This is a genomic window from Pseudomonas weihenstephanensis (genome assembly GCF_001043055.1).
Taxonomy (GTDB): Bacteria; Pseudomonadota; Gammaproteobacteria; order Pseudomonadales; family Pseudomonadaceae; genus Aquipseudomonas; species Aquipseudomonas weihenstephanensis.
Genome location: NZ_JYLF01000006.1, coordinates 180,798 through 196,430 on the forward strand (window position 1 = coordinate 180,798; position 15,633 = coordinate 196,430).

Genomic DNA, 15,633 nt, shown 5'->3' on the forward strand with positions numbered 1-15,633 from the left:
GCTTCAACCGGCGCCGTAGTTATAACCTGAGCAGCAGCTCACAAAGTTGCGGCTCTTATTTTGAAGAAATGAGACCAGCAGGGGCATCCGGGCTGGTACCCGGACTATCAGCGTGATCCTAAGTGGCTTGTTTTAGTCGCTGTATTCGGACTTTCTCAAGCGTGCTCTGGTGTTCTCGTCGATGGTGTCCCCTAACCGAGGGTGACCAAGCATGCAAGAAAGCGTGATGCAGCGCATGTGGAACAGCGGCTATCTTTCAGGTGGTAACGCTGCCTATGTGGAAGAGCTCTATGAGCTCTACCTGCACGACCCTAACGCTGTGCCAGAAGAATGGCGCACCAAATTTCAGACGTTGCCGACTGACGGCAACTCTGCCAACGATGTTTCGCACTCCACAATCCGCGACCATTTCGTGCTGCTGGCAAAGAACCAGCGCCGCGCCCAACCGGTTTCCGCCGGGAGCGTGAGCAGTGAGCACGAGAAGAAGCAGGTTGAAGTGCTGCGATTGATCCAGGCCTATCGGATGCGCGGCCACCAGGCAGCCCAGCTTGATCCGCTGGGGCTGTGGCAGCGTCCTGCACCTGCAGACCTGTCGATCAATCATTACGGCTTGACCAATGCCGATCTTGATACGACCTTCCGTGCCGGCGACCTGTACATCGGCAAAGAGGAAGCGAGCCTACGCGAAATTCTCGAAGCGTTGCAGCAGACATATTGCCGCACCATTGGCGCAGAGTTCACGCACATCGTCGATTCCGAGCAGCGCCACTGGTTTGAACAGCGCCTCGAAAGCGTGCGCGGCCGCCCAACGTATTCGGCAGATGTCAAAAGCCATCTGCTTGAGCGCGTCACGGCTGCTGAAGGTCTGGAAAAATACCTGGGTACCAAATACCCCGGCACCAAGCGTTTCGGCCTGGAAGGCGGCGAGAGCCTGATTCCTTTGCTGGACGAACTGATCCAGCGTTCGGGCAACTACGGCACCAAAGAAGTCGTCATCGGCATGGCCCACCGTGGTCGTCTGAACGTATTGGTGAACACCTTCGGTAAAAACCCGCGCGAATTGTTCGACGAGTTCGAAGGCAAGAAGAAGATCGAGCTGGGTTCCGGTGACGTTAAATACCACCAGGGCTTCTCCTCCAACGTCATGACCTCCGGTGGCGAAGTTCACCTGGCAATGGCGTTTAACCCTTCCCATTTGGAGATCGTTTCTCCTGTGGTTGAAGGGTCTGTACGTGCACGTCAGGATCGTCGTAACGACAAGACTGGTGAGAAAGTACTGCCAATTTCCATCCACGGTGATGCTGCTTTCGCAGGTCAGGGCGTGGTCATGGAAACCTTCCAGATGTCGCAGACCCGCGGCTTCAAGACGGGCGGTACGGTGCATCTGGTGATCAACAACCAGGTTGGCTTCACCATCAGCAACCCGGAAGATTCCCGTTCTACCGAGTACTGCACTGACGTCGCGAAAATGATTCAGGCGCCGATCCTCCATGTGAATGGTGATGATCCGGAAGCCGTATTGTTCGTGACCCAGTTGGCTATCGACTACCGCATGCAGTTCAAGCGCGACGTCGTAATCGACCTGTTCTGCTACCGCCGTCGCGGTCACAACGAGGCCGACGAGCCAAACGGTACGCAGCCGCTGATGTATCAGCAAATCGCCAAGCAGCGCACCACTCGTGAGCTGTATGCCGAGCGTCTGACACAAGAGCAAGTGGTTGACGCAGAACGCGTTCAGGCCAAGATCGACGAATACCGCAACGCGCTGGACAATGGTCTGCATGTTGTGAAAAGTCTGGTCAAAGAGCCGAACAAAGAGCTGTTCGTTGACTGGCGTCCATATCTGGGCCACGCCTGGACGGCGCGTCACGACACGCGTTTTGATCTCAAAACCCTGCAAGAACTGTCCGCCAAGCTGCTGGAAATTCCAGAAGGCTTCGTGGTACAGCGCCAGGTTGCGAAGATCTACGAAGACCGTCAAAAAATGCAAGCCGGCGGCCTGCCGATCAACTGGGGTTATGCCGAAACCATGGCATACGCGACCCTGGCGTTCGAAGGTCATCCGATCCGCATGACCGGTCAAGACATCGGCCGCGGTACGTTCTCGCACCGTCACGCCGTGTTGCACAATCAGAAAGATGCGGGCACCTACATTCCGCTTCAGCACCTGTACGAAGGTCAGCCACGTTTTGACCTGTACGACTCGTTGCTGTCGGAAGAAGCCGTACTGGCATTCGAATACGGTTACTCGACCACCACGCCAAACGCGCTGGTGATCTGGGAAGCCCAGTTCGGCGACTTTGCCAACGGTGCACAAGTTGTGATTGACCAGTTCATCACCAGCGGCGAGCACAAGTGGGGTCGCCTGTGCGGTCTGACCATGCTGCTGCCACACGGTTATGAAGGTCAGGGCCCTGAGCACTCCTCGGCACGTCTTGAGCGTTACCTGCAACTGTGTGCCGAGCACAACATTCAGGTGTGCGTGCCGACCACGCCAGCGCAGATCTACCATTTGCTGCGCCGTCAGGTTATCCGTCCGCTGCGCAAGCCGCTGATTGTGCTGACACCCAAGTCGTTGTTGCGTCACAAACTGGCCGTTTCGACCCTGGAAGACCTGGCCGAGGGTTCGTTCCAGACCGTTATTCCAGAGATCGATGCACAAGATCCGGCCAAGGTCGATCGCATCGTGCTGTGTAGCGGCAAGGTCTATTACGACCTGCTGGAAAAACGCCGTGCCGAAGGTCGTGAAGACATCGCCATCGTGCGTCTTGAGCAGCTGTACCCATTCCCTGAGGACGACTTGATTGAAGTCCTGGCTCCGTACAAAAACCTCAAACACATTGTTTGGTGTCAGGAAGAGCCGATGAACCAGGGTGCCTGGTACTGCAGCCAACATCACATGCGCCGCATCATTGGCGGTCACGACAAGTCGCTCGTACTTGAGTACGCGGGCCGTGACGCTTCTGCTGCACCTGCTTGTGGTTATGCATCGATGCACGCTGAGCAACAGGCCAAACTGTTGCAAGACGCGTTTACTGATTAACGCCTTCGCGCACTGAACCGAATTAAAGGAACCACGAACATGGCTATCGAGATTAAAGCCCCAACTTTTCCGGAATCGGTTGCCGACGGCACCGTTGCCACTTGGCACAAGCAACCCGGCGACGCAGTAAAGCGTGACGACCTGATCGTTGATATCGAAACCGACAAGGTTGTGCTGGAAGTGCTGGCCACGGCTGATGGCGTGCTGGGCGCTATCGTCAAGAACGAAGGCGACACTGTTCTGTCCGACGAAGTGCTGGGTTCCATCGTTGAAGGCGGCGCTGCTGCCGCACCAGCCGCTGGCGCTGCACCGGCTGCCCAGGCTGCTGCACCTGCCGCTGATGGCGAAGACGATCCGGTTGCTGCTCCGGCTGCGCGCAAGATCGCTGAAGAAAACGGTATCAACATTGCTTCCGTTGCCGGTACTGGCAAAGGCGGTCGTGTGACCAAGGAAGACGTAGTCGCGGCTGTTGCTGCCAAAAAGGCCGCGCCTGCTGCTGCACCTGCCAAGGCCGCCGCGCCTGCCGCTGCTGCTCCGGTATTCGCTGCTGGCGACCGCGTTGAAAAACGTGTACCGATGACCCGCGTTCGCGCCACCGTGGCCAAGCGTCTGGTTGAAGCACAGTCGAACATGGCGATGCTGACCACCTTCAACGAAGTGGACATGACCGAAATCATGGCGCTGCGTTCGAAGTACAAGGACCTGTTCGAGAAGTCCCACAACGGCGTACGCCTGGGCTTCATGTCGTTCTTCGTTAAAGCGGCCACCGAAGCGCTGAAACGCTTCCCGGCGGTTAACGCTTCGATCGACGGTTCCGACATCGTTTACCACGGCTTCGCCGACATCGGTGTGGCTGTTTCCAGCGACCGTGGTCTGGTGGTTCCGGTTCTGCGTAACGCAGAACTGATGAGCCTGGCTGAAATCGAAGGCGGCATTGCCGCTTACGGCAAGAAAGCCCGTGACGGCAAACTGTCGATCGACGAAATGACCGGCGGTACGTTCACGATCACCAACGGTGGTACTTTCGGTTCGATGATGTCGACCCCGATTGTCAACCCGCCACAGGCTGCGATCTTGGGCATGCACAACATTCTTCAGCGCCCAATGGCAATCAACGGTCAGGTCGTTATCCGTCCGATGATGTATTTGGCTTTGTCTTACGATCACCGTTTGATCGATGGCAAAGAAGCTGTAAGTTTCCTGGTAGCAATCAAAAACCTGCTGGAAGATCCAGCGCGTCTGCTGCTGGATATCTGATAGAAGCAGCCCTGCGCTGCAAGTCTGGAGCCTTCAGTCGTTCGCGACCGGGTTCTGACTTGCAGCGGTCGGCTTGAAGCGTGTCGCTAAAAGAGGATTCTTTTACATGTCTCAGAAATTTGACGTTGTAGTGATTGGTGCGGGCCCTGGCGGCTACGTTGCAGCCATCAAGGCCGCGCAACTGGGCCTTTCGACTGCATGCATCGAAAAATACACCGACAAGGAAGGCAAACTGGCGCTGGGCGGTACTTGCCTGAACGTTGGCTGCATTCCATCCAAGGCGCTGCTGGACAGCTCCTGGAAGTATCACGAAGCTAAAGATGCGTTCGCCATTCACGGTATCACCACCGGTGAAGTGAACATGGACGTGCCAGCGATGGTCGGCCGCAAAGCCAACATCGTTAAAGGTCTGACTTCCGGCGTTGCCACCCTGTTCAAGGCGAACGGCGTTACTTCCCTGCAAGGCCACGGCAAACTGCTGGCCGGCAAGCGTGTAGAGCTGACCAAGCCAGACGGCAGCGTAGAAATCATCGAAGCCGAGAACGTGATTCTGGCCTCGGGTTCGCGTCCGATCGACATTCCGCCAGCACCTGTAGACAACAACGTCATCGTTGATTCGACTGGCGCACTGGAATTCCAGTCGGTGCCTAAGCGTCTGGGCGTGATCGGCGCAGGTGTTATCGGTCTGGAGCTGGGTTCGGTATGGTCCCGCCTGGGCGCCGAAGTGACTGTTCTGGAAGCGTTGGACACGTTCCTGATGGCAGCTGATGCTGCTGTGTCCAAAGAAGCCTACAAAACCCTGACCAAACAAGGTCTGGACATCAAGCTGGGCGCTCGCGTAACCGGTTCCAAGGTTAACGGCGACGAAGTCGTTGTGACCTACACCGATGCCAACGGCGAACAGACCATCACCTTCGACAAGCTGATCGTAGCGGTGGGTCGCCGTCCGGTGACCACTGAACTGCTGGCAGCTGACAGCGGTGTGACCATCGATGAGCGCGGTTTCGTGTTTGTTGACGATCATTGCGCCACCAGCGTTCCGGGCGTATTCGCCATCGGTGACGTGGTACGCGGCATGATGCTGGCTCACAAAGCGTCCGAAGAAGGCATCATGGTGGTTGAGCGCATCAAAGGTCACAAGACCGAGATGAACTACGACCTGATTCCATCGGTTATTTACACTCACCCGGAGATCGCGTGGGTCGGTAAAACCGAACAGGCCTTGAAAGCTGAAGGCGTTGAAGTTAACGTCGGCACCTTCCCGTTCGCAGCCAGTGGCCGTGCCATGGCAGCAAACGACACCGGTGGCTTTGTAAAAGTCATTGCTGATGCCAAAACTGACCGCGTACTGGGCGTCCACGTGATTGGCCCGAGCGCAGCAGAGCTGGTACAGCAGGGCGCAATCGGTATGGAATTCGGCACCAGTGCCGAGGATCTGGGCATGATGGTTTTCTCCCATCCAACCCTGTCCGAAGCGTTGCACGAAGCAGCGCTGGCAGTGAATGGCGGCGCCATCCACATTGCCAACCGTAAGAAACGTTAAGACCAGACAATAAGAAACCACGGCGGTTTGCCCGTCGTGAGCCTTGCTTGCAAGCCTCACCGCGGAACTTCCGCCGGACGCAGTCTTGTCTTTTGTCAAACAGGCCCGGCCCTGCTTTCGCGGGTGCTGGGGGTGTTGAAACAGCACAAGCAGCAGTCACAGGTGGTGCGGCACTAATAAAAGTGCAGCGCCGAATGCGCAGTACCTAACGAAGACGGTAAAAAGCATGAATCTTCACGAGTATCAGGGTAAGCAGCTGTTCGCTGAATACGGCCTGCCAGTATCCCAGGGTTATGCAGTAGACACCCCGGAAGCGGCCGCAGAAGCTTGCGACAAAATCGGCGGGACCGAATGGGTTGTAAAAGCTCAGGTTCACGCAGGTGGTCGCGGTAAAGCGGGCGGCGTAAAGCTGGTTCGCAGCAAAGAAGACGCTAAAGCGTTTGCACAACAGTGGTTGGGCAAGCGTCTGGTGACTTACCAGACTGATGCCAATGGTCAGCCGGTCACCAAGATCCTGGTTGAATCGTGCACTGATATCGCTAAAGAGCTGTACCTGGGCGCTGTCGTTGACCGTTCGAGCCGTCGCATCGTGTTCATGGCGTCCACCGAAGGTGGCGTGGACATCGAGAAAATCGCTCACGACACTCCAGAAAAAATTCTGAAAGCCACTATCGATCCACTGGTTGGCGCTCAGCCATTCCAGGGTCGCGAGCTGGCTTTCCAGCTGGGTCTGGAAGGCAAGCAAGTTGCTCAGTTTGCCAAGATCTTCGTAGGCCTGGCCAAGCTGTTCAAGGATCACGATCTGGCGCTGCTGGAAGTGAACCCGCTGGTTATCAAGACTGACGGCGACCTGCACTGCCTCGATGCAAAAATCAACATCGACGCAAACGCCATGTACCGTCAGCCCAAGCTGAAAACGTTCCACGATCCGTCGCAAGACGATCCGCGCGAAGCGCACGCTGCCAAGTTCGAACTGAACTACGTAGCGCTGGAAGGCAACATCGGCTGCATGGTTAACGGCGCTGGTCTGGCCATGGGCACCATGGACATCGTTAACCTGCATGGCGGCAAGCCAGCCAACTTCCTCGACGTTGGCGGCGGTGCTACCAAAGAACGTGTTACCGAAGCGTTCAAAATCATTCTGTCCGACAGCAATGTCGCCGCAGTACTGGTTAACATCTTCGGCGGCATCGTTCGTTGCGACATGATTGCCGAAGGCATCATCGGTGCAGTGAAAGAAGTCGGCGTGAAAATCCCGGTAGTTGTGCGCCTTGAAGGCAACAACGCTGATCTGGGCGCTAAAGTACTGGCAGAAAGCGGTTTGAACATCATCGCTGCTACCAGCTTGACCGACGCTGCTCAACAAGTTGTTAAAGCTGCGGAGGGCAAGTAATGAGCGTCCTGATCAATAAAGACACCAAAGTTATCTGCCAGGGCATCACTGGTTCGCAGGGCAGCTTCCACACCCAGCAAGCCATCGAATACGGCACCAAGATGGTGGGTGGCGTTACTCCGGGCAAAGGCGGCACCACTCACCTGGACCTGCCTGTTTTCAACACCGTGAAAGAAGCTGTAGCGGCCACTGGCGCAACCGCCAGCGTTATCTACGTACCGGCTCCTTTCTGCAAGGATTCCATCCTTGAAGCAGCATTCGGCGGCATCAAGCTGATCGTTTGCATCACCGAAGGCATTCCTACCCTGGACATGCTGGACGCTAAAGTTAAGTGCGACGAACTGGGTGTTACCCTGATCGGCCCTAACTGCCCAGGCGTTATCACGCCAGGCGAATGCAAGATCGGCATCATGCCAGGTCACATTCACTTGCCAGGCAAAGTAGGCATCGTGTCGCGTTCCGGCACCCTGACTTACGAAGCTGTTAAGCAAACTACTGACGCCGGTTTCGGTCAGTCGACTTGCGTAGGCATCGGTGGTGACCCGATCCCGGGTTCCAACTTCATCGACATCCTGAAGTTGTTCCAGGAAGACCCGAAGACCGAAGCGATCGTCATGATCGGTGAGATCGGCGGTTCGGCTGAAGAAGAAGCGGCTGCCTACATCAAGGCAAACGTGACCAAGCCGGTTGTTTCCTACATCGCTGGTGTGACTGCCCCTGCGGGCAAGCGCATGGGTCATGCGGGCGCAATCATCTCTGGCGGCAAGGGCACAGCAGACGAGAAGTTTGCTGCCCTGGAAGACGCAGGCGTTAAAACCGTGCGTTCGCTGGCAGACATCGGCAAGGCTCTGTCCGAGCTGACTGGCTGGGCAATCAAGTAAGCCTCTCGCTTAACTGATCGCTACACCAGGCAAAGGCCACCTTCGGGTGGCCTTTGTGCGTTTACAGATACCCTAAACTCGGCAGTCCCAGGTGATAGTTGCATAGGAAAACAAGAGTTCGCGGCATGGAAATCACACCGAACCAAATTTAGATGTCATTCAGGCGACAACTGCGTGCGTTCATCGGACAGAACGCCCTGCAACAGTGCGTTACAGGAAAAAACTCGGTAATCTGGCAGCCAAATCTGCGTACGCATCCCACAAGGAAGCCGCGCGCTAGACGGGTTGGACTTATACAGTTCGACAGCATTTCCCACATCCGCACGGGAAATTCCCCTCTAAATTCCGATTCAGTAGTGTGGTATTTCCGTAATGAAAGTATTGAAAGGCCAGGACATCCTGGCACTTGGGTTTATGACATTTGCCCTGTTCGTTGGGGCTGGCAACATCATTTTCCCGCCGATCGTTGGCCTGCAAGCCGGACCTAATGTCTGGATCGCTGCATTGGGCTTTCTGCTCACTGCGGTAGGCCTGCCGGTCATCACCGTTGTTGCCCTGGCCAAAGTCGGGGGTGGCATGGATGCACTTAGCAGCCCGATTGGTAAAATTGCTGGCGGTTTGCTGGCCGCTGTCGCGTATTTGGCGGTGGGGCCGTTGTTCGCCACGCCACGTACCGCTACGGTCTCGTTTGAAGTCGGCCTTGCGCCGTTGACCGGTGAAAGCCCGCTGGCGTTGTTTTTGTACAGCTCGGTGTACTTCCTGATCGTGTTCTTTGTGTCGCTGTACCCAGGCCGTCTGCTTGATACCGTGGGCCGTTTTCTGGCGCCCCTGAAAATCATTGCACTGGCGATTCTCGGTATTGCCGCTTTCGCTTTGCCCGCTGGTGACATTGGCGTGGCAACCCCGGAATACGTGGCAGCACCGTTCTCTCAAGGGTTCATCAATGGCTATCTGACCATGGACACCTTGGGCGCTTTGGTATTCGGCATCGTGATTGTTAACGCGATCCGTTCCCGTGGCGTTGAGTCACCCAAGCTGATCACCCGTTACGCCATCATTGCGGGCCTGATCGCAGGTGTGGGTCTGGCACTGGTTTATGTCAGCCTTTTCCGCCTCGGTGCTGGCAGTCACGAAGTGGCCGCGGGTGCAACCAATGGCGCGGCCGTTCTGCACGCGTATGTTCAACATACCTTTGGCTCGCTGGGCAGCGGTTTCCTGGCCGTACTGATTGCCTTGGCCTGTCTGGTAACGGCGGTCGGCCTGACCTGTGCGTGCGCTGAATACTTCAGCACCGTGCTGCCGCTTTCGTACAAGACGCTGGTGGTGATTCTGGCCGTGTTCTCACTGGGTGTGTCGAACCTGGGGTTGACGCAGTTAATCGCGTTCTCGATTCCGTTGCTGACCGCTATCTACCCGCCGTGCATCGTGCTGGTTGCGTTGAGCTTCTGCAAAGGTCTGTGGCATGCACAGGCGCGGATTGTGGGCCCGGTGATGCTGGTGTCGTTTATCTTCGGCTCGATTGATGCGCTCAAGGGCGCTGGCCTGGCTGAATGGATTCCGACCCGCCTGGCCAATATGCCTTTCAGCGAACAAGGTCTGGCGTGGCTTGTGCCGTCGCTGGTGGTCTTGCTCGGTGCATTCATTTGCGATCGCATGCTGGGTAAGCCTCAACAAGCGTTGGCTTAAGTGTTCAGCAAGCCAAAAGCTTGCACTGAATCAACAAAAATGCCCTGTATCAATTAGATACAGGGCATTTTTTATGGGCGTGTCTTTTTGCTGGGCAAAGCGTCGAACTCAGGTGCATAACGTTCACCTCACGCGCTTCGGGATATCCCATGTCGTTCATTCAGTCCAATTTGATCCATCTGCTGGCAGCTTTATGGTTTGTGGTGTGTTGGGGCGGCTACACCCGCTACGCGACCTTCAAAGCCCGGGACACCGCCTGCCTGGCCAGTGTGTTGCACCTGTACCGCAAAGACTGGATGCGCCGCATGCTGTTGCGGGACAACCGTATCGCCGATGCCAGCGTGATTGGCAATCTGGAGCGTAACGCATCGTTTTTCGCCTCCAGCACGTTGATTATTCTGGCGGGTATTTTGACAGTACTGGGCGCCTCGGAGCGCGCTGTGTCACTGCTGGCCGATATTCCGATGGTGCAGCAAGCCTCGCAGGGTATGTCAGAGATCAAGTTGCTGTGCCTGGCGCTGGTCTTCGTGTACGCCTTTTTCACGTTCAGTTGGTGCATGCGCCAATACAACTTTGCCGCGATTCTGATCGGCTCGGCACCGATGATCGGTGAGCGCGATGTGACGGAACAAGAACGCAAGGCATTTGCGCTACGCGCCGCCAAAGTGATTTCGATGGCCGCTAACCAGTTCAACTTTGGGCTGCGCGCCTACTATTTCGGCATGACCATGCTGGCCTGGTTTGTCAGCCCCTGGTTATTTATGTTGATGAGTGCAGGGGTCGTTGTGGTGTTGTATCGCCGCGAGTTTCATTCCGACGTACTGAGTGTGATGTTCTATACCCCGACTGAAGCGCCTGCGCCTGAATCCGCCAAGGATTCTGCCCTCTGAGCAAACAGCAGACAGAGTAAAGCCCGCACGAAGCGGGCTTTCTTTTGCCGCCAGGTAAATGAATTACTTGGTAGCAGGTGCTGCTTCTGGAGCAGCCGGTGCAACTGGAGCTGCTTCTTCAGCAGCCGCTTTGTTCGACTCAGCCTGATCTTTAGCGGCTTCAGCGTTTTCTTTTGCAGCTTCGTTCACTTTGTCTTGTGCTTCATTCATTTTTTCTTGAGCTTGCTCAGCGTGCTGAGTAGCGTCTTGTGCTTTGTCTTCGGATTTTTTGTCGCAAGCAGCGAGACCGAGGGAAGCAGCCAACATCAAAGCAACAGCGAAAGTCTTACGCATGGGGTGTTTCTCCTTATTGAGTAGATCTACCGGCCGTTTGAGCACAGGCCAATAGCTTAAGTTCCTTGGGCGTGCAGATATATAAGTGCATGCCGCGCGCGGATTCTACGCAGTCCCCGGCTGCCAAGCCAAGCAGATTAATAAATGACCTGGCGCCTACCCCGGATGCCTCGTTTAGAGCGTGTCGAGTCAGTGCTTCAACATTCTGTAAAAAGTACTGGTGGGTTGTTTTGACGTGCGGCCTTGAATTTTCACCGTCAGCCCCAACTTTTATGACATCCCGCCGCCAACCCTCTAGGGCGTGGCACATGCCATCTAATTGGAGCTTTATAACAATGAGCGTGGACACTCAAAAAGAAACCCTGGGTTTTCAGACCGAGGTTAAACAACTGCTGCACCTCATGATCCATTCGCTGTACTCCAACAAGGAAATCTTCCTTCGCGAATTGATCTCGAACGCCTCCGACGCGGTCGACAAATTACGCTTTGAAGCGCTGTCCAAGCCAGAACTGCTGGAAGGCGGCGATGAACTGAAGATCCGTGTGAGCTTCGACAAAGATGCCAACACCGTCACCCTTGAGGACAACGGTATCGGCATGAACCGTGATGACGTGATTGCCCACTTGGGTACGATTGCGAAATCCGGCACAGCCGACTTCATGAAAAACCTCTCGGGCGATCAGAAGAAAGACTCGCACCTGATCGGTCAATTCGGTGTGGGCTTCTACTCAGCCTTTATCGTGGCGGACAAAGTGGATGTTTACAGCCGTCGTGCAGGTACACCTGCAAGCGAAGGCGTGCACTGGTCCTCCAAAGGCGAAGGCGAGTTCGAAGTCGCCAATATCGACAAGCCTGAGCGCGGCACCAAAATCGTTCTGCACCTAAAACCGGGCGAAGAAGAGTTCGCTGACGGTTGGCGTCTGCGCAATATCATCAAAAAGTATTCCGATCACATTGCCTTGCCGATCGAGCTGCCTAAAGAGCAGACCGTGGCTGAAGGCGGAGAAGTACCTGCGCTGGAATGGGAAACCGTCAACCGCGCCAGTGCTTTGTGGACCCGTCCTCGTACTGAAGTCAAAGACGAGGAGTATCAGGAGTTCTACAAGCACATCGCACACGACTTCGAGAACCCGCTGGCGTGGAGCCACAACAAGGTTGAAGGCAAGCTGGAATACAGCTCGCTGCTCTACGTTCCGGCCCGTGCACCGTTCGACCTGTACCAGCGTGAAGCGCCTAAAGGCCTGAAGCTGTACGTACAGCGTGTATTCGTTATGGATCAGGCTGAGTCGTTCTTGCCGCTGTACCTGCGTTTTATCAAAGGTGTAGTTGACTCCAACGACCTGTCGTTGAACGTGTCGCGTGAAATTCTGCAAAAAGACCCGATCATCGACTCCATGAAGTCCGCGCTGACCAAGCGCGTGCTCGACATGCTGGAGAAGCTAGCGAAGAACGAGCCGGAAAAATATCAGGGTTTCTGGAAAAACTTCGGTCAGGTGCTTAAAGAAGGCCCGGCTGAGGATTTCGCCAACAAAGAAAAAATCGCCAGCCTGCTGCGCTTTGCTTCGACCCACGAAGACGGTGGCGAGCAAACGGTTTCCCTGGCGCAGTATCTTGAGCGTGCCAAAGAAGGCCAGGACAAGATCTACTACCTGACCGGTGAAACCTACGCTCAGGTTAAAAACAGCCCGCACCTGGAAGTCTTCCGTAAAAAAGGCATCGAAGTGCTGCTGTTGACTGACCGTATCGACGAGTGGCTGATGAGCTACCTCAGCGATTTTGATGGCAAGTCGTTTGTAGACGTGGCCCGTGGCGATCTTGATCTGGGTAACCTGGACTCGGAAGAAGACAAGAAAGCCGCAGAAGAAGTCGCCAAGGCTAAGGAAGGTCTGGTTGAGCGGATCAAAGCTGCACTGGGCGAAAGCGTCAGTGAAGTACGCGTCTCGCACCGTCTGACTGACTCTCCAGCCATTTTGGCCATCGGCGAGCAGGACCTTGGCCTGCAAATGCGCCAAATCCTGGAAGCCAGTGGCCAAAAAGTGCCGGACTCCAAACCGATTTTTGAATTCAACCCGGCACACCCGCTGATTGAAAAACTGGATATGGAGCAGAGCGAAGAGCGTTTTGGCGACCTGTCGCACATCCTCTTCGACCAGGCGGCACTGGCAGCCGGTGACAGCTTGAAAGATCCGGCGGCGTATGTCCGTCGTCTAAATAAGTTGTTAGTTGAGTTGTCAGCGTAAGACGTCTATAAAAAACCCGCTTCGGCGGGTTTTTTTTGTTTCGCATTCAGGAGTTTTCGATGGAATCAATAACGCTGCAACCGGTGGTCTATCAAATTGATGGCCAACCCTACGAAGGCCTTCTTGCCTATGACTCCAGCCGCGTCGATCCGTTGCCGGGGCTGCTGATGGCACCTAACTGGATGGGCATCAGTGATGGGGCCCAAGAGATTGCCAAGTCTGTGGCCGAGCAGGGTTATGTCGTATTGATTGCCGATTTGTATGGTCAAGGCATTCGCCCCGCCAATGCAGACGAAGCGGGAGCGGCGATGATGCCGCTGAAAAATGACCGTGCTTTGCTGCGCAAGCGCATGTGGGCGGCGTATGACACGTTGCGCAATACCTCGTTCGCTCAAGTCGACAGCAGCAAACTGGCGACGTTCGGCTTCTGCTTCGGCGGCTGTTGCTCACTGGAGCTGGCACGCGGCGGGGCGCCATTGAAAGCGGCGATCTCGTTCCACGGTTCTCTGGACACGCCCAACCCGATTGACGCCAACAGCATCAAGGGATCTGTGCTGGTTCTGCACGGGGCTGCTGACCCGTTGGTGCCGAACGAACAACTGCCTGCGTTCGAGGCAGAGATGACAGCGGCGGGGGTGGACTGGCAATTGACCAGTTACGGTGGCGCAGTGCACTCCTTTACAGATCCCCACGCCAACGTACCGGGCAAGATGATGTACGACGCCAGGACGGCAAAGCGTGCCTTTATCGCGATGCACAACTTGTTGGATGAAGTGTTCCGCGACTGAGCCTCTGACTCTTTTGCGCACAGGCATCACGTACCTTCCTCTGTAGGAGCCGCCGCAGGCTGCGATTGAGTGCGCAGCGCGTCAGCACCGACAGAGGTGTTTATTCAAGCCGGGCGTTCGAGGGTCTCGGTGACGGTCAAGTCGCGCATCAGCAGGGCATAGCGCAAATCCACCTGGTCCGGAATGGGCAGGTACACCGTGTGACCATCCCCCGGCGCCACTTGAATCGGCAAGCCTGCACTGTTGTGCAATTGGTCGAGATCAAAATGGTAATTGCCGCGCGGGGTCATCAATTCCAGATGATCAGCCAGGGCGAAGCGGTTTTTGACTTTGACCTCCGCCAGACCATTGCGACGCTCTCCGGTCAGCTCCCCGACAAATTGCTGGCGATGTGAAAGTGAACTGCCATGCAGGTAATTCTGGTATTCGTCATGCACATGGCGGCGCAAGAAACCTTCGGTATACCCACGCTGTGCCAATGATTCGAGGTCGGTCATCAGGCTGCGATCAAACTCACGTCCTGCCACCGCATCATCGATGGCCTTGCGGTACACCTGTGTCGCGCGAGCACAGTAAAAGTGCGACTTGGTGCGGCCCTCAATTTTCAGCGAGTGAACACCCATCTGCGTCAGGCGTGCGACGTGTTGCACCGCGCGTAGGTCTTTGGAGTTCATGATGTAGGTACCATGCTCGTCCTCAAAGGCAGCCATCGGCTCATCAGGGCGGTTTGCCTCATGCAGCACGAATACCTCATCCGTTGGCGCACCAATGCCCAGGGTCGGCTCTACCGGCGGTTCTACAATCTGCACCACATTGCCCAGTTCGTTCTCTGTGGCCGGTGTGGCCTCGTATTTCCAGCGGCACGCATTGGTGCAACTGCCCTGATTCGCGTCGCGCTTGTTCATGTAGCCGGACAATAGGCATCGGCCGGAGTAGGCCATGCATAGCGCGCCATGTACGAAAATCTCCAGCTCCATATCAGGGACTTTTTGGCGAATTTCTTCGATTTCTTCCAGTGACAGTTCACGCGACAAAATGATCCGGCTCAAGCCTTGTTGGTGCCAGAACTCAACACTGGCCCAGTTCACCGTGTTGGCCTGCACAGACAAGTGAATCGGCATCTGCGGGAAGTGTTTGCGCACCAGCATGATCAGGCCCGGGTCTGACATGATCAGCGCGTCCGGCGCCATCGCGATTACCGGCTCCAGATCCTTGAGGAACGTGCGTAATTTGGCGTTGTGCGGTGCAATGTTCACGACCACGTAAAAACGTTTGCCCAGGGCTTGGGCTTCTTTGATGCCAACGGCCAGATTGTCATGGTCGAATTCGTTATTGCGCACCCGCAGGCTGTAGCGCGGCTGGCCTGCGTACACGGCATCGGCGCCATAAGCGAAGGCATAACGCATGTTTTTCAGGGTGCCGGCGGGGGCGAGGAGTTCGGGCGGTGCAAGGGACATAGTCGAGCCATTCGCAAAAGGGCGCGATGGTAGTCGAGCTCAAACGGCGCAATGTTGATCTGGATCTATGCTTTATGCAGCAAAAATGGCACTCGGCGGTATATTGGCGGACTAAGCTGCGG

11 protein-coding genes are annotated in these 15,633 nt (G+C 55.9%); 9 read left to right on the forward strand and 2 right to left on the reverse strand.

Annotated elements, in window-relative coordinates; translation table 11 throughout:
- The first annotated feature begins 211 nt into the window (after positions 1-211).
- From TU86_RS15845 to TU86_RS15875, 7 genes are all read left to right on the forward strand, one after another.
- On the forward strand, positions 212-3,043 hold the full coding sequence (locus TU86_RS15845; protein ID WP_048365273.1) for a 2-oxoglutarate dehydrogenase E1 component: 2,832 nt from the start codon (positions 212-214) through the stop codon (positions 3,041-3,043).
- Positions 3,044-3,082: 39 nt separating this feature from the next.
- On the forward strand, positions 3,083-4,300 hold the full coding sequence (gene odhB / locus TU86_RS15850; RefSeq protein ID WP_048365274.1) for a 2-oxoglutarate dehydrogenase complex dihydrolipoyllysine-residue succinyltransferase: 1,218 nt from the start codon (positions 3,083-3,085) through the stop codon (positions 4,298-4,300).
- A 106-nt stretch (positions 4,301-4,406) separates the two neighbouring features.
- The gene (gene lpdA / locus TU86_RS15855; RefSeq protein WP_048365275.1) at positions 4,407-5,843 is read left to right on the forward strand and encodes a dihydrolipoyl dehydrogenase; all 1,437 of its coding nucleotides are present in this window, start codon (positions 4,407-4,409) and stop codon (positions 5,841-5,843) included.
- 226 nt (positions 5,844-6,069) lie between these two features.
- Entirely contained in the window at positions 6,070-7,236 is a 1,167-nt protein-coding gene (gene sucC / locus TU86_RS15860; protein ID WP_048365276.1) for an ADP-forming succinate--CoA ligase subunit beta, read from the forward strand.
- Positions 7,236-8,117: a succinate--CoA ligase subunit alpha gene (gene sucD / locus TU86_RS15865; protein ID WP_016780174.1), complete on the forward strand. Its 882-nt coding sequence runs from the start codon at positions 7,236-7,238 to the stop codon at positions 8,115-8,117. Before sucC ends, sucD begins: the two co-directional genes overlap by 1 nt.
- Before the next feature lie 372 nt (positions 8,118-8,489).
- Positions 8,490-9,803 carry a branched-chain amino acid transport system II carrier protein gene (gene brnQ / locus TU86_RS15870; protein WP_048365277.1) on the forward strand — a complete coding sequence of 438 codons (1,314 nt, stop codon included), beginning with the start codon at positions 8,490-8,492 and terminating at the stop codon, positions 9,801-9,803.
- Between the two features lie 149 nt (positions 9,804-9,952).
- Positions 9,953-10,693 carry a DUF599 domain-containing protein gene (locus tag TU86_RS15875; RefSeq protein ID WP_048365278.1) on the forward strand — a complete coding sequence of 247 codons (741 nt, stop codon included), beginning with the start codon at positions 9,953-9,955 and terminating at the stop codon, positions 10,691-10,693.
- A 63-nt stretch (positions 10,694-10,756) separates the two neighbouring features.
- Here the strand turns inward: TU86_RS15875 and TU86_RS15880 are convergent, their stop codons facing one another.
- The gene (locus tag TU86_RS15880) at positions 10,757-11,026 is read right to left on the reverse strand and encodes a hypothetical protein (protein ID WP_048365279.1); all 270 of its coding nucleotides are present in this window, start codon (positions 11,024-11,026) and stop codon (positions 10,757-10,759) included.
- A gap of 335 nt (positions 11,027-11,361) precedes the next feature.
- Between TU86_RS15880 and htpG the strand changes: the two genes are divergently transcribed.
- Complete coding sequence (htpG, locus tag TU86_RS15885) at positions 11,362-13,266, forward strand: molecular chaperone HtpG (RefSeq protein WP_048365280.1); 1,905 nt, start codon at positions 11,362-11,364, stop codon at positions 13,264-13,266.
- A 59-nt stretch (positions 13,267-13,325) separates the two neighbouring features.
- Positions 13,326-14,054 (forward strand): dienelactone hydrolase family protein, encoded by a 729-nt coding sequence (locus tag TU86_RS15890; RefSeq protein ID WP_048365281.1) that lies wholly within the window; start codon positions 13,326-13,328, stop codon positions 14,052-14,054.
- Between the two features lie 104 nt (positions 14,055-14,158).
- Here TU86_RS15890 and trhP read toward each other — a convergent pair whose 3' ends face one another.
- Positions 14,159-15,511: a prephenate-dependent tRNA uridine(34) hydroxylase TrhP gene (trhP, locus tag TU86_RS15895; protein WP_048365282.1), complete on the reverse strand. Its 1,353-nt coding sequence runs from the start codon at positions 15,509-15,511 to the stop codon at positions 14,159-14,161.
- Positions 15,512-15,633: the final 122 nt, after the last annotated feature.

What these genes read in the sequence shown, in the direction of transcription:
- lpdA (WP_048365275.1), top strand. Translation starts at nt 4,407, where the DNA reads ATGTCTCAGAAATTTGACGTTGTAGTGATTGGTGCGGGCCCTGGCGGC.
- TU86_RS15845 (WP_048365273.1), top strand. Translation starts at nt 212, where the DNA reads ATGCAAGAAAGCGTGATGCAGCGCATGTGGAACAGCGGCTATCTTTCA.
- odhB (WP_048365274.1), top strand. Translation starts at nt 3,083, where the DNA reads ATGGCTATCGAGATTAAAGCCCCAACTTTTCCGGAATCGGTTGCCGAC.
- brnQ (WP_048365277.1), top strand. Translation starts at nt 8,490, where the DNA reads ATGAAAGTATTGAAAGGCCAGGACATCCTGGCACTTGGGTTTATGACA.
- TU86_RS15890 (WP_048365281.1), top strand. Translation starts at nt 13,326, where the DNA reads ATGGAATCAATAACGCTGCAACCGGTGGTCTATCAAATTGATGGCCAA.
- htpG (WP_048365280.1), top strand. Translation starts at nt 11,362, where the DNA reads ATGAGCGTGGACACTCAAAAAGAAACCCTGGGTTTTCAGACCGAGGTT.
- sucD (WP_016780174.1), top strand. Translation starts at nt 7,236, where the DNA reads ATGAGCGTCCTGATCAATAAAGACACCAAAGTTATCTGCCAGGGCATC.
- sucC (WP_048365276.1), top strand. Translation starts at nt 6,070, where the DNA reads ATGAATCTTCACGAGTATCAGGGTAAGCAGCTGTTCGCTGAATACGGC.
- TU86_RS15880 (WP_048365279.1), bottom strand. Translation starts at nt 11,026, where the DNA reads ATGCGTAAGACTTTCGCTGTTGCTTTGATGTTGGCTGCTTCCCTCGGT.
- trhP (WP_048365282.1), bottom strand. Translation starts at nt 15,511, where the DNA reads ATGTCCCTTGCACCGCCCGAACTCCTCGCCCCCGCCGGCACCCTGAAA.
- TU86_RS15875 (WP_048365278.1), top strand. Translation starts at nt 9,953, where the DNA reads ATGTCGTTCATTCAGTCCAATTTGATCCATCTGCTGGCAGCTTTATGG.